The organism is Ollibium composti (genome assembly GCF_004801285.1).
Lineage (GTDB): Bacteria > Pseudomonadota > Alphaproteobacteria > Rhizobiales > Rhizobiaceae > Mesorhizobium > Mesorhizobium composti.
The window spans coordinates 99,771-113,737 of record NZ_SSNY01000004.1 but is presented as its reverse complement, the minus strand read 5'-3'; the positions used below and the strand labels follow the sequence as shown (position 1 = coordinate 113,737).

Genomic DNA, 13,967 nt, shown 5'->3' with positions numbered 1-13,967 from the left:
CCTCAGCGCTGGCCGTGCTCAAGCGGCGGCAGCCAGGTGTCGCCGGTCCAGCCGTTCTCGTCGTAGTCGGCCATACAGGTGTCGACCAGCGCTTCCATCTCCTTCATGCGGCCGCCGCGCTCGGCGCCCTTCAGCACCTGCAGGCGCACCTCTTCCGGCGCGCCGGCATAGTTCAGCTCGTAAAGCGCGTGGCGGCCGCCGAACTCGGTGCCGGTGGCATCCCACAAAAGCTTCATGATCTTGATGCGCTCGACATGGCCCATGTCGTTGGAGCCGCGCACATATTGCGCCAGATAACGGTCGATGTCGGGGTTGGAGAAATCCTTCGCCGAGGAGGGCAGGTAGATCAACCCGGAAGCGACGACCTTGCGCACCGTGTCGATGACGCGCGGATAGGCTTCCGACATGAAGGTGCGGTAGGCGAGCGCCGATTCCAGGTTCGGCAGCACGGCGCCGTTCGCCCACGGGATCGGGTTACGCGCCATGGCGTGCGAGAAGCTCCAGAACATGTGGCGCAGCGCGATGATCTCGCCCAGTGCCGCCTGGTTGCCGCGAAACGCGTCGCCGCCGGTGGCGCGCAATGCCTTGGCGAGCAGGCCGGCGAGGAAATCCAGCTTCACGGCAAAGCGCGTGCAGCCCTGGAAGCAGTAGCCGTGCATGAAGCCCGAGGCCGGGTGGAACGACAGGATTTTTTGCGCATCGCGCAGCACCAGTACGTCCTCCCAGGGAATGAAGACGTTGTCGAGCACGAGGATGGCGTCGTTCTCGTCGAAGCGCGACGACAGCGGATAGTCGAAGGGATGGCCGACGGTATTGGCGGTCTGCTCGTAGGAGACGCGGCAGAACATCTTTATGCCCGGCGCGTTCATCGGCACGATGAACATCACCGACAGCGACGGGTCTTCCGTCACGGTGGCCGAGCTTTGCGCCAGGAAATTGTAGTGGGTCAGCGCCGAGGACGTCGCTACCACCTTTGCGCCCGACACCCAGATGCCGGCGTCGTTCTCCTTGGTGATGTGGACGAACACGTCCTTCACCTGTTCGGCCGGCTTGTGGCGGTCGATCGGCGGGTTGACGATGGCGTGGTTCATGAACAGGACCGCTTCCTGCGCCCGTTTGTGCCAGGCGCGGGCGTTGTCCTTGAACGGGCCGTACCAGTCGGCGTTGGCACCGAGCGTGTTCATCAGGGCGGCCTTGTAATCGGCGGTTCGGCCCATCCAGCCATAGGTCATGCGCGACCAGTGGGCTATCGCGCCCTGCTGGGCGACGAGATCGTCCACCGAATGGGCGACGCGGAAATATTTGTGCGTGTAGCCGCCCGAGCCGGTGTCGGTCGGCGCGGTCAGCACGTCCTGCTGGGCGGGGTCGTGCAGCGCGTCGTAGAGGCGGGCCAGCGAGCGCACGGCGTTGCGCATGGCCGGATGGGCGGTGACGTCGGCGATGCGCTCGCCGTTGATATAGACCTCGCGGCCGTCGCGCAGGCTCTCCAGATATTCGGCCCCGGTGAACGGGCGCCTGGTGTCGGCGCGAAAATCTTCCGATCGCATCGTGTTCCTCCCTGAATGGAGTGAAGAGTAGCGCCTGACGCCATGCTGGTTTATGGAGGAAAGGACAAAACCGCTTGGACTTTTTCGGGCGCCATGGATCGCGACGCCATTCCCGAATTCTTCGTCTACGGCGTACCGGCGCGCCGGCTCGCCGTCGGCTTCGTCCATGTCGAGACGGTGCGGCAGCGTGAAAGCATCCACCGGGGGCAGGTGGCGGCGCACCGGCACCCGCAGATGGCGCAGATCACCTTCTGGACAAGTGGGGCCGGCGTCTACGCCATCGAGGACGAGACATGGACTTTTTCGGCGCCGACGGTGAGTTTCGTGCCGGCCGGCATCGTCCACGGCTTCACCATCGAGCCTGGCACCGACGCCATCGTCGTCTCGGTGGCGGAGGACGCGCTGGCGGCGATCTCCGGCCAGTCGCTGCTTGCGCTGGACCAGCCCGCCTTCGTTTCCGGCCATGGTGAGCCGGTTCTGTGGGACAAGCTCGAACAGGCGGTGCGCACGATCCAGTCGGAGTATCGAGACGCGCTGCCCGGCATGGAGACGGTGCTGCCGCCTATGATCGCGGTGGCGCTGTCGGGTATCGCGCGGCTGGCGTCTGAACGGCAGGCGATAACGCTGCCGGCGCCGGTGGCGCTGGCGGGGCGGCTGCGGCGGCTGGTCGACCGGCATTTCCGCGACGACTGGCCGGTCGAGCGCTACGTCGCCGAACTCGGCAGTACGCGCCATCTGGTCGACAGGGCTGCGCGCGAGGTGCTGGGCGTCGGCGTCAGACAGGCGGTCGGCGAGCGCCGGCTGGTCGAGGCCAAGCGGCTTCTGCTGTTCACCGTGCGCGCGGTGGAAGACATCGCCTACGATTGCGGCTTCAACGATCCGGCCTATTTCTCGCGCTTCTTCCGGCAGGCGACCGGGCTTTCGCCAGCGGCGTGGAGGCGGGAGCATCTGACGCTGCCGACGCGCGATTAGCAACGATGGCGCTGCCCCTCACCTGGCTGCCGCCATCCTCTCCCCGTAAACGGGGCGAGGAGAACTGCCTCTGCCTCGCCGCCCGACCTGCAAGGGGGGAGGTTGGCGAAACCGGTGATGATGGAGCTCCTCGCCCCGTTTACGGGGAGAGGATGGCGGCAGCCAGGTGAGGGGCGGCATCGCCAGTTCGAAATGTCCGGAGATGCAGCGTCAGTTTACCCCGCCGCCCGCAACCCCGCGTCCAGCCCTTCAGCGATCCTGGCCACGTCCTTTGCCGTGATGACCAGCGGCGGCGACAGGATGATCATGTTGCCCGATACGCGCAGCATGACGCCGGCTTCGTAGGCGGCGTCGGCGACCTTACCCATCGTCTTCTTGTCGGCCGGCTTCTTCGTCGCGCGGTCGGAAACCAGTTCGATCCCCGCCATCAGGCCCTTGCTGCGCACGTCGCCGACGAGGGCGTGCCTCGCCTTCAGGTCTTCCAGCGCCTTCGCCAGTTCGGCGCCGCGCGCGGCGGCGTTCTCGTTGAGTTTCAGCCGCTTCGTCTCGGCAAGGGTCGCGATGCCCGCCGCACAGCCGACCGGGTGGCCGGAATAGGTGTAGCCGTGGCCGATGGCGCCGAAGCTGGTCTTGTCGGCCTCGAAGACGTCGGCGACCTTTTCAGAGATCAGCGTCGCACCCAGCGGGAAATAGCCGGAGGTGATCGCCTTGGCGATGGTCATGAAATCCGGCTTCACCCCCCAAAGCCTGGAGCCCGACCAGGCGCCGGTGCGGCCGAAGGCCGTCACCACCTCGTCGGCGATCAGCAGGATGTCGTGGCGGTCGCAGATTTCGCGCACCAGCGGCATGAAGGTTTCCGGCGGCACGATGACGCCGCCGGCGCCCAGCACCGGTTCCATGATGAAGGCGGCGATGGTGTCGGCGCACTGGAAGGCGATCTCCTCCTCGATGGCACGGGCGCAAAGCTGCGCCAGCCTGACTGGATCGGTTTCGTCGAACGGGTTGCGGTAGGTCCACGGCGCCGGCGTGTGGAAGACGCCGGGCAGCAGCGGTTCGTAGTTACGGCGGAAATTGGCGTTGCCGTTGACGGATGCTCCGCCGAAATGGGTGCCGTGATAGCCTTTCTTCAGCGCCAGGAACTTCGTCCGGTCGGCCTGGCCGCGGATCTTCCAATACTGGCGCGAGAGCCGGAGCGCGGTTTCCACCGAATCGGAGCCGCCCGAGGTGAAGAAGGCGCGCATCATGCCTTCCGGTTCGAACCATTGCGTCAGCTCGTAGGCGAGTTCGATGGAGGGGCCGGTCGAGGTGCCGCGAAAGCCGGAATAGTAGGGCAGGGCGGATAGTTGGTCGGCGATGGCCTTCTTGATCGGGTCGCAGCTGTAGCCGAGGTTGACGTTCCACAACCCGCCGACGGCGTCGAGCACGGTACGGCCTTCGATATCGGTCACCTCGGCACCTTCGCCCTTCATGATGACCTTCGGCGGGTTGCCACGCATCTCCGCCGGATGCGCCATCGGGTGCCAGATCGGCTTGGCGTTGTTTTCGACGAGGAAATTGGTGTCGCGCATGGACGTGCTCCGAAGTTTTGGCGAGGGGGTCCAAAAAGGAAAAACTCTTTTGAGGCTTTCATCTCAATAGCCTCAGGAAAAAGCGATGCCGAAATGGCCGAGAGCCTCGGCATAGGATTTGGCGGGTTGCGCCACATCGAACCATACCGCGCGCATGCCGGCGGCCAGTGCGCCGTCGACGTTGCGTTTCTGGTCGTCGACGAAGACGCAATCCTCGAGCGGCAGGCCGAGCGCGTCGCCGGCCGACTGGTAGGCGCGGGCGTCGGGCTTGAGGACGCCGGTATAGGTGGCGTCGACGATCGTCTCGAAGAGCGAAAGCAGCGGCAGGCGCGCGCGAAAATCGGCGCCGTAGAACAGGTCGAGCTCGTTGGACAGGATGGCGAGACGGACGCCGGCCGCGTTAGCGGCGCGGATGGCGCGGTCGGCTTCGGGCCGCACCACGGCTTCCGGTTCGGCGCCGCGCGCCCGGCGCACGAAGGTGGACATGTCCGCCCAGTCTTCGCCGACCAGGGCGCCGACTTCGCGTGTGCGCGTCTTCCAGTAGTCGCGCTCGCTGATTTCGTCGGCCTGCATGGAGCGCCACAGCGGGTCGTTGGCGGGGTCGAACGGCCCGCGCCATGCAAGCGTTCCGGCTCTCAGCCCGAGCGCCCGTTCGGTCAGGGCATGCGTTTCGAATAGCGTCTTCGTCACCACGCCGCCGAAGTCGAGAACGAGGGCCTTTGGATGCGCGCTCATGCAGCCGCCTCGCCCTTGCGAACACCCGGCGCAACGATGCCTTCGGCAACCCAGCGGTCGAAGATCTCCAGCGCCTTTGCGGCAAAGGCGGGGTCGTTGATGTGGCCGGCAACCTCATGCATCTCGACGGAACCCGGAACGGCGGCGCGCATCTCGTCGACGAAGGCGGTGAGCGCATCGGGTTCGTGGAGCGGCTCTCCCTGCTGATCCCACTGCTGGATGCCGCCGGCGGGCAGGATGAAGGCGGTCGGTGCGGTGGCACCCGCCAGCTTGGCGCCGATGGCGCGGGCGATCTCACGGCGCGTCGGCCCGTCGGAGGTGACGGAAGCGAGCAGCCGGTTGTGGGCGTGGTAGGGGCGCTCGGCGAAGCGCGGCGGCACCGGCTGCCAGGTCGGGAAGTCCACCATGTCGACGGCACCGGGCGCAACGATCTGCGGGATGCCGGCGCGGCCGGCGTTCTCCAGCCGGTCGGCGCCGGAGCTGACGACCGAGCCTGCATGGTGGTTGGCGAGTTCCTGCAAGGACAGGTCGAAGACGGCGGCAAAGCCGCGCTGGGCGGCGATCGCTTCCAGCGCGCGGCCACCCATGCCGGTGGTGTGGAAGACGACGACCTCGTAGCCGCGCCGCTCCAGTTCCGGCTTCAGCGTCACCATGTAAGCGAGGCAGCTCTTGCCCAGCGAGCTCATGCCGATCACCGGCCGGTCGGCCGGCGGGACGACAGCGGCCTTTGCTGCGCCGACGACCGCGCCGCAAGCCTGCGAAAGCACGGCCTTGCAGGCGCCGTTCAGGCCGTAGAGGCCGCCTGCCCACAGGATCATCATCAGATCGCCGGCGATGCGCTCGGGCGGCACCAGATGCGAATAGGCGATGGTGGAGACGACGAACTTCGGCACGCCCAGCGGCAGCGCAAGCGCCACGTCCAGTGCAAGGTCGGTGCCCATGGTGCCGCCGAGGGCGATCATGCCGTCGATTGCGCAGCGCTCGTGCAGTGAGCGTGCGAGGTTCGCGGCGCCTTTCGCCATCAGCGTCATGGCGGTGTTCTCGTCGCCGCTGGCGGCGATTGCCTCGATCGTGGTGCCGGCCGCAGCGGCCACGGCGTGCCTGTCATGGTCGGGCACATAGGGCGGATCGCCGAGCACGGAAACGTCCATCATGACGGCGCGGCCGCCGACGGCCTCGATGCGTTCGCGCATGAACAGCAATTCGTCGGCCTTGGTGTCGCCGGTGCCGATCATCAGGATGCGGGGTTCGTCCTTCAAGCCCTTGGCCTCCGTCGTCATGCCTGTTTGAGCTGCGGCGTCGCGCCGCCGCCGTAGAGCCGCTCGCCGATCTCTCGACCGGCCGCAGCCACCAGCATGCCGTAGCGGTCGAGGTCGCCACGGGTGACGCGCGAGCGCGGCGCGGCGAGCGCGATGGCGCCGGTCGCCAGGCCGGCCGCGTTGAGGATGGGTGCGGCGGCGCTGTCCACACCCTCCTCGAAGCCCTGCGAGCCGATGGAGTAGCCGCGCCGGCGGGCGTCTTCGACGTGGCTCGCCAGCGAGGCCGGATCGACGATGGTGTGCGGCGTGTAGATCTCGAAGCCGCCGGTCATCGCAGCGGCGCGCACGCGTGGCTCGGCAAAGGCGAGGAAGGCGATGCCGGAAGCGGTGGCGTGCAGCGGCAGCTGCTCGCCCAGCGGCACGAAGATGCGGTTGGCCCTGGCGGATTCCACCACATGGACGGAGACGAGGCCGCGCCTGGAATGCTCGGACAGGTGCGCCGTTTCGCCGGTCGCGGCGGCGAGCCGTTCGACCACCGGTGCGCCGGTGCGCAGGAAGGGGAAATGTGCCTCGCGCATCAGCGCCAGCCGCGCGATACCGGCGCCCAGCCGATAGAGACGGGTGCCGCCGTCCTGCTCGACCAGGCCGTTGTCGATGAGGGCGACCAACAGCCGGCGCGTCGTCGCCTTGTCGAAGTCGGCGGCGCGGGCGATGTCGGCCAGCGCCATCTCGGCGCCGCCGCTGCCCAGCACATCCAGCAGCGACACGGCTTTGCCCACCGTGCTCATCCCTGCGCTCCTCCCAAATTACTTAACGCGCGAATTAACTTGACAGGTTCGGCGTTCCTTTGCAAGTCTATATGCGAAATGCCGTTGAAAATAATGAAACGACGCGAGAATCGCGCGGCGGCACAGGGAATGCTCGGATCCGGCGCGAGGCGCCTGGCAGGAGGGAGGCAGACATGACGACGATCGATACGGACAAGACAGTGCCCGCGGCGGGCGAAGCGAATCGGCTGCGCCGCAACAGCCTTGGCGTTGGCGCCGTGACGTTCCTGGTGGTGTCGGCGGCGGCACCGCTGACGGCGGTGGCCGGCGGCGTGCCGCTTTCCATGCTGATGGGCAACGGCGCCGGCATTCCCGGCACATTCCTGCTTGTCACTCTCCTGCTGCTGATCTTCGCCGTCGGCTACGTCGCGATGGCGCGGCATGTTGCGAACGCCGGCGCGTTCTAAGCCTATACGGCCCGGGGCCTGGGTGGGAACCTCGGCGGGGCTGCGGCGCTGATCGCCATCCTCAGCTACAACTGCATGCAGATCGGGGTGTTCGGCCTGTTCGGCGCGGCGACATCCGGCCTCTTCGCCGGCTGGGGCATCAACCTGCCGTGGTGGGTGTGGTGCTTCGTCGGCATCGCGCTGGTCGGCGTGCTCGGCTACCGCCGCGTCGACCTGTCGGCGAAGATCCTGACCGTACTGGTGCTGCTCGAATATCTGGTGGTGCTCGTCGTCGACGCGGCGATCCTGTTCAAGGGCGGCGACGCGGGGCTCAGCCTGGCGCCCTTCACGCCGACGCAGATGCTGTCCGGCTCGCCGGCCATCGGGCTGCTGTTCTGCTTCGCCGCCTTCATCGGCTTCGAGGCGACGACCATCTATTCGGAAGAGGCGCGCGCGCCGGCGCGCACGGTGCCGCGCGCCACCTACATCTCCGTCCTCATCATCGGCCTGTTCTACATGTTCACCAGCTGGCTGATGGCGAACGGCGCCGGCATCGACAAGCTGGTGCCGACGCTGCAGGGGCTGCAGGACCCGACGACCTTCCTGTTCAGCCTGTCCGACCGCTATGTCGGGCCGCTGCTCACCCAGCTCATGAGCATCCTGTTCGTGTCCTCGCTGTTTGCCGGCGTCACCGCCTTCCACAACGGCGTCGCCCGCTACTTCTACGTCGCCGGCCGTGAGAAGCTGCTGCCGGAAGCGCTCGGCGTCACGCATCCGCGCTTCCAGAGCCCGCATGTCGGCTCGCTGGTGCAGACGGCCATCGCCGTCCTGGTGATCGCGCTGTTCGCGGCGACCGGGCAGGACCCGGTGCTGGCGCTGTTCTCCTGGCTCACCAATGTCGGCACGCTGGGCATCATCGTCCTGATGGCGCTTACCTCGGCCTCGGTGGTGGCGTTCTTCGGACGCAACCCGTCGCTGGAGCCGAACGCGCTGAAGTCTAAGGGGCTGCCGACGCTGGCGGGACTTGCGCTTCTGTTCATCATCTTCCAGATCGTCACCAATTTCGGCAATCTGTCGGGCGCGTCCGGCGTGCTTGGCTGGTTCCTGCCGTCGCTGGTGCTGATCGCCGCCGTGGTTGGCTATCTTCTGGCGGTTGCGCTGAAGGGGCGCGATGCGGCAGCCTTCGCCCGCCTCGGCAGCCAGCAATTCTGACGGAGATCATCTTGGACCAGTCCGCTATCGACCGCCTGCGCACCCTGCCTGTCGGCGACCAGCAATTGTGGATCGGCGGACGTCGCGTGCAGGCGGTCGAGGCGCGCGCTCTCGATGTCGTCAGCCCGATCGACGGCCGCGTCATCGGCAGCATCGCCGACGCCGGCACCGAGGATGTCGACCGTGCCGTGGCCGCCGCCCGCGCTGCGTTCGACAAGGGTGCGTGGTCGCGCCCCGCTCCCGCCCAGCGCAAGAAGGTGCTGCTGAAACTCGCCGACCTGATCGAGAAGAATGCGCTGGAACTCGCCGTTCTCGGCGTGCGCGACAACGGCACCGAGATCGGCATGGCCTACAAGGCCGAGCCGCTGTCGGCTGCCGGAACCTTCCGCTACTACGCCGAGGCCATCGACAAGGTCTATGGCGAGATCGCGCCGACCGCGCCGGACGTGCTCGGCCTCGTCCATCGCGAACCGCTCGGCGTGGTGGGGGCAATCGTGCCATGGAATTTCCCGATGATGATCGGCGCCTGGAAGGTGGCGCCGGCGCTCGCCGCCGGCAATTCGGTGGTGCTGAAGCCGGCGGAGGCCGCGTCGCTGACGCTGCTCAGGCTCGGCGAACTGGCGGCCGAGGCGGGCGTGCCGGAAGGCGTCTTCAACGTCGTCACCGGGCGCGGCAGCGTCACCGGCGAGGCGCTCGGCCTCAACATGGATGTCGATGCGCTGGCCTTCACCGGCTCGGGTGCTGTCGGCCGGCGGCTGCTCGAATACTCCGCCCGCTCGAACCTCAAGCGCGTGCATCTGGAACTCGGCGGCAAGTCGCCCAACATCGTCTTCGCCGACGCGCCCGACCTCGACAAGGCGGCGAAGGTCTCGGCCTTCGGCATTTTTCGCAATTCCGGCCAGGTCTGCGTGGCCGGCTCACGGCTCCTGGTGCAGGCGTCCGTCTACGACGCCTTCATGGACAAGCTCGTCACCGTGACGAAGAAGATGAAGGTCGGCGACCCGCTCGACCTCGGCACCGATGCCGGCGCCGTCACCAGCGCCGAGCAGCTTTCCAAGGATCTCGGCCATGTCGCGGACGCCGAGCGCGAGGGCGCGCGGCTCGTCGCCGGCGGCCGACGCGTGTTGGAGGAGACGGGCGGCTTCTACATGGAGCCGACCATCTTCGACGAGGTGGCGCCGTCCATGCGGCTGGCGCGGGAGGAGGTGTTCGGCCCGGTGCTGGCGGTGTCGCGCTTCGAGGACGAGGCGGAAGCGGCGCGGCTTGCCAACGCCACCGTCTACGGGCTGGCCGCGGCGGTGTGGACCGCCAACCTTGCCACCGCGCACCGCATGGTGCGGGCGATCCGCGCCGGCGTCGTCCACGTCAACACCTATGGCGGCGCCGACCTGACCGTGCCGCTCGGCGGCTTCGGCCAGTCCGGCTTCGGAAGAGACAAGTCGCTGCATGCGTTCGACAAGTATACCGACTTGAAGACGGCGTGGATTTCGCTGGCTTGACAGGGAGACGCTTCCTCCCCCTTGAGGGGGAGGGGAACGTCGGCGCCCTTCATCTTCGCCACGCTGCCTTCCGGCCCTGGCCATTGTCAAAGAACTGACCTCGATTGGTGAGGTCGGGAAGACGGCGGTCATCGAAACGCTGCCGAATTTTATGAAACTGCGATCCGAAGACCGCCGTCCGGCGATTTCTGTTCCCGTCCGTTCCGCTTCACCGCAGCTCACGATGGCGGCATTTGCGCCGACACCGGCCGAAGCTTGCAGCGCTCGTCCAGCGCACACGGGCCGTAATACCCGTAGGGGAACCCTTGGACGGAACCTCCCCGGGCGGTTGCTTACGTTGAGCAACCACCGGAGGCGCCGGTCCCTTCCCACGCAATCACCGTCGCGACCGGTGTTCCCATGGAAGGAACTGCGGCCGAGTATGAAGTGGGTTTAGGAGAGGGGGATAAGTTTCGGGAAGATTTTTTGTGAAGGCCACTTCACTTCGCCATCCACGGGCAAGCCCGAGCGCAGCGAAGGGCGCGACCCGAGGATCCATGCCTGACCATCGATGAAAGGTGAGGCGGCGCAGAACGATATGCCTTCCCCACCGTCTCATGCGGCCAAGCCCTTCAGGCATGGATCCTATGGTCTTCGCGACGGCCTTCGGCCTGCTTCGCCATAGGATGACGACGGAGGTGGAGCAACGCTCGCCTCCGCGCTGGAATGACGAAGGAACGGGAAGCCGCCTTGCAACGGCGAAGGATGGCTACCGCCCGAGGATAAACTCCGCGCAGCGGTCGGCGATCATGATCGTCGGGGCGTTGGTGTTGCCGCTGGTCAGACGGGGCATGATCGACGCGTCGCAGATGCGCAGGCGAGATACGCCGCGCACGCGCAATTGCGGATCGACCACAGCCTCCTCGTCCGTGCCCATACGGCAGGTGCCGACCGGATGATAGACCGTCTTGGCCGTCTGCATGATGTGGTCGACGATCGCCTGTTCGGGCAGCTCGTCGGCTGCGCCCGGCTTCAGTTCCTGGCTGACGACCGCCTGCAGGGCGGGCTGGCGCAGGATTTTTCGCGCGACTTTCACGCCGGCGACGAGCCGTTCGAGATCGTCCGGTTCCGACAGGAAGCCGGTGGTGAAGCGGATCGGCTCGTTCGGATCGCGCGAGCGCAGTTCCACCTTGCCGCGCGACTTCGGCCGCAGAACGCAGGGGTTCAGTTCCATGCCGTGTTGCTCGACCGAGCCGTGCACGGCGTTCTCGATCATCACCGGCAGGACATGAAACTGGATATCGGGGCGGCCGTCGCCGTCGGTGTCGAAGAAGCCGCCGCTCTCGACCACGTTGGAGGTCAGCAGGCCGGTGCCGAACAGCATGTATTGCAGGCCGTGGCGCAGCGCCTTCAGGCCCTTGTCCTGGCCGAGCAGCGAGACCGGCAGCTTCGTTGCCGCGTAGACGGGCGTTGCGACATGGTCCTGCAGGTCGCGGCCGACGCCCGGCATATCGCGGACGACAGGAATGCCGAGCGCCGCCAGATGCGCCGCCGGACCGAGGCCGGACAGCATCATGATCTTCGGCGTCGCCAGCGCGCCGGCCGCCAGGATCACTTCTTCCTTCGCCGAGGCCTGCACGGTGCGGCCGTCGGCCGTGGTGTAGGACAGCCCGCTCGCAGCGCCGTTCTCCAGCGTGATCGCACCGACCTGAGCTTCGGTGACGAGGGTAAGGTTGGGGTTGCCGGCGAGCGGCTTCAGGAAGACGGTCGCCGCCGACTGGCGCACGCCGTTCGCCGTCGTCGTCTGATAGAAGCCGACGCCTTCCTGCCGCTCGCCGTTGAAGTCGTCATTGTAGCGGTAGCCTGCCTGTTGCGCCGCCTTGACATAGGCGAGCGACAGCGGATGCCGATGGCGCGGATCGGAGACGGGCAGGGGGCCTGTCGTGCCGTGCAGCGGGCCGTCCCGCCGCTCGTTGCGCTCCAGTCGCCTGAAGACGGGCAGCACGTCGTCCCAGCCCCAGCCGGGACAGCCGAGGTCGCGCCAGCCGTCATAGTCCTCGCGCTGGCCGCGAATGTAGAGCATGGCGTTGATCGAAGAGCCGCCGCCCAGCGTGCGACCCTGCGGGATCGGCAAGCGCCGCCCGCCGACGCTGGCTTCGGGTTCGGACTCGTAGATGAAGCTGCGCTTCGTGCCGATGACCTTGGCGAAGGTCGCCGGCATATGGATGAACCGGTCGTCGTCGCGCGGACCGGCCTCGATCAGCAGCACGCGCTTGCCGGCGTTGACAAGGCGATTGGCGACGGTGCAGCCGGCCGAGCCGGCGCCGGCGACGATGTAGTCGTAACCCGAGGCCTCCGTCGCTTCACGCATAGCGCATGATGGCGGTCTTGACTTCCAGGTAGCTGTCCAGCGCGGCCTTGCCGTGCTCGCGGCCGATGCCGGACTGCTTGAAGCCGCCGAAGGGTGCCGTCGGGTCCAGCGTGTTGTGCGAGTTGACCCAGACCGTGCCGGCCTTCAGGCCGTGGACGGCGGTCATCGCCTTGCCGAGGTCGCGCGTCCACACCGAGGCGGAAAGGCCGTAGCGGGTGTCGTTGGCGAGGCGGATCGCCTCGTCGAGGTCGGCGACCGGCATCACCGCGACGACCGGGCCGAAGACCTCCTCGCGCACGATCTCGGAATCGGGCCTGACGTTGTGCAGGATGGTGGGGGCGATGTAGTGGCCTTTTGCGGGCACGGCACGGTCGCCGCTGACGCGCTCGCCGCCGGCTTCCAGCGCGCGGTCGAGATAGCCCAGCACGCTCTGCCGATGCCTGGCCGAGACGACCGGGTTGATCTGCGCGGTCTCGTCGCGGCCGGCGCCGAGCGTCATGGAATCGGCGATTTCGGCCAGTCGCGCCAGCGTGCGGTCGTAGATGGATTTCTCGATCAGGATGCGCGAGGCCGAGGTGCAGACCTGGCCCTGGTTGAAGAACATGCCGAGCCCCGCGACCAGCGGCTCGATGCCGTCCTCCATGTCGGACAAAAGGATCATCGGCGACTTCGAGCCGAGCTCCAGCGTGAAGCGGGCGATGCGCTCGACGGCGGCGTGGCCGACGCGCTTGCCGACCGAAGTCGAGCCGGTGAAGGTCAGCTTGTCGATGCCGGGATGGTTGATCAGCGCCTCGCCGGTGACGGCGCCGGAGCCGGTAACGATGTTGACGACGCCGGGCGGGAAGCCGACCTGTTCGACCAGTTCGGCTAGGCGCAGCAGGCCGAGCGGCGTTTCCTGCGGCGGCTTGAGCACGATGGTACAGCCGGCGGCCAGCGCCGGCGCGATCTTCCACACGCCGATCATCAGCGGAAAGTTCCACGGCACGATGGCGCCGACGACGCCGACCGGCTCCATGACGGTCATGGCGTGGTGCTTGGCGCCAGGCGGCACCGGGATCGCCACGTCCATCGTCGCGCCCTCGATCTTCGTCGCCCAGCCGGCATAGTAGCGCAGCCAGTTGGCCGAGCCGCCGGCCGACAGCATTTTCGCGACGCCGATCGACTTGCCGTTCTCGATGCTCTCGATCTCGCCGAGCAGGTCGATGTCGGCTTCGACGGCGTCGGCGAGCTTGAGCATCAGCCGCTCGCGCTCGACGCCGTGCATCTGGCCCCACGGCCCTTCGAGCGCGGCGCGCGCGGCCTTGACCGCCCGGTCGACCACCGCCGCGCCGCTTTCGGGAACCCGCGCGACGATCTCGCCGGTGGCGGAATCGTCCACCGGCAGGCCGTCGCCGCCGCCATCGATGAAGCGGCCGCCGACGAAGGGGCGGTGCGGCCGCGACAGGAAGGCGGCGGCTGCGGCGCTGATCGGCGGCACGGTTCTTTCGTTCATGGGAAACCTCCTCGGCGGCCCGCTGCCGCTTGTCTCAAAGCGTTAGGAGCGTGACCGGGAGGGTTCAACCGTCGGTGGGGGCGAGTGCGCGCTCAGTCAAAACAAAGTTCCCGCTCGGAC

9 protein-coding genes and 1 pseudogene are annotated in these 13,967 nt (G+C 67.4%); 3 read left to right on the top strand and 7 right to left on the bottom strand.

What is annotated here, in order from left to right:
• Positions 1-2 precede the first annotated feature (2 nt).
• On the bottom strand, positions 3-1,547 hold the full coding sequence (locus E6C48_RS08700; RefSeq protein WP_136356154.1) for a 4-hydroxyphenylacetate 3-hydroxylase N-terminal domain-containing protein: 1,545 nt from the start codon (positions 1,545-1,547) through the stop codon (positions 3-5).
• A 93-nt stretch (positions 1,548-1,640) separates the two neighbouring features.
• On the opposite strand from E6C48_RS08700, the gene E6C48_RS08695 reads away from it, so the two are divergent.
• Positions 1,641-2,519, top strand: coding sequence for a helix-turn-helix domain-containing protein (locus tag E6C48_RS08695; protein ID WP_136356152.1), 879 nt, complete (start codon positions 1,641-1,643; stop codon positions 2,517-2,519).
• A 215-nt stretch (positions 2,520-2,734) separates the two neighbouring features.
• Here E6C48_RS08695 and E6C48_RS08690 read toward each other — a convergent pair whose 3' ends face one another.
• From E6C48_RS08690 to E6C48_RS08675, 4 genes are all read right to left on the bottom strand, one after another.
• Positions 2,735-4,087 carry an aspartate aminotransferase family protein gene (locus tag E6C48_RS08690; protein WP_136356150.1) on the bottom strand — a complete coding sequence of 451 codons (1,353 nt, stop codon included), beginning with the start codon at positions 4,085-4,087 and terminating at the stop codon, positions 2,735-2,737.
• A gap of 72 nt (positions 4,088-4,159) precedes the next feature.
• On the bottom strand, positions 4,160-4,822 hold the full coding sequence (locus E6C48_RS08685) for an HAD family hydrolase (RefSeq protein WP_136356148.1): 663 nt from the start codon (positions 4,820-4,822) through the stop codon (positions 4,160-4,162).
• Positions 4,819-6,081 (bottom strand): Tm-1-like ATP-binding domain-containing protein, encoded by a 1,263-nt coding sequence (locus E6C48_RS08680; RefSeq protein ID WP_407940968.1) that lies wholly within the window; start codon positions 6,079-6,081, stop codon positions 4,819-4,821. Before E6C48_RS08680 ends, E6C48_RS08685 begins: the two co-directional genes overlap by 4 nt.
• Before the next feature lie 17 nt (positions 6,082-6,098).
• Positions 6,099-6,869: an IclR family transcriptional regulator gene (locus E6C48_RS08675; RefSeq protein WP_136356144.1), complete on the bottom strand. Its 771-nt coding sequence runs from the start codon at positions 6,867-6,869 to the stop codon at positions 6,099-6,101.
• A 173-nt stretch (positions 6,870-7,042) separates the two neighbouring features.
• On the opposite strand from E6C48_RS08675, the pseudogene E6C48_RS08670 reads away from it, so the two are divergent.
• Both E6C48_RS08670 and E6C48_RS08665 read left to right on the top strand, forming a co-directional pair.
• Positions 7,043-8,506: pseudogene (locus E6C48_RS08670) on the top strand (APC family permease).
• A gap of 8 nt (positions 8,507-8,514) precedes the next feature.
• A complete protein-coding gene (locus E6C48_RS08665; protein ID WP_136356142.1) occupies positions 8,515-10,005 on the top strand; it encodes an aldehyde dehydrogenase in 1,491 nt (496 codons plus the stop codon).
• Between the two features lie 748 nt (positions 10,006-10,753).
• On the opposite strand, the gene E6C48_RS08660 is transcribed toward E6C48_RS08665, so the two are convergent.
• Positions 10,754-12,355, bottom strand: coding sequence for a GMC family oxidoreductase (locus tag E6C48_RS08660; protein WP_136356140.1), 1,602 nt, complete (start codon positions 12,353-12,355; stop codon positions 10,754-10,756).
• Positions 12,348-13,847: an aldehyde dehydrogenase family protein gene (locus E6C48_RS08655; RefSeq protein ID WP_136356138.1), complete on the bottom strand. Its 1,500-nt coding sequence runs from the start codon at positions 13,845-13,847 to the stop codon at positions 12,348-12,350. The genes E6C48_RS08660 and E6C48_RS08655 overlap by 8 nt, the downstream gene beginning before the upstream one ends.
• Positions 13,848-13,967: the final 120 nt, after the last annotated feature.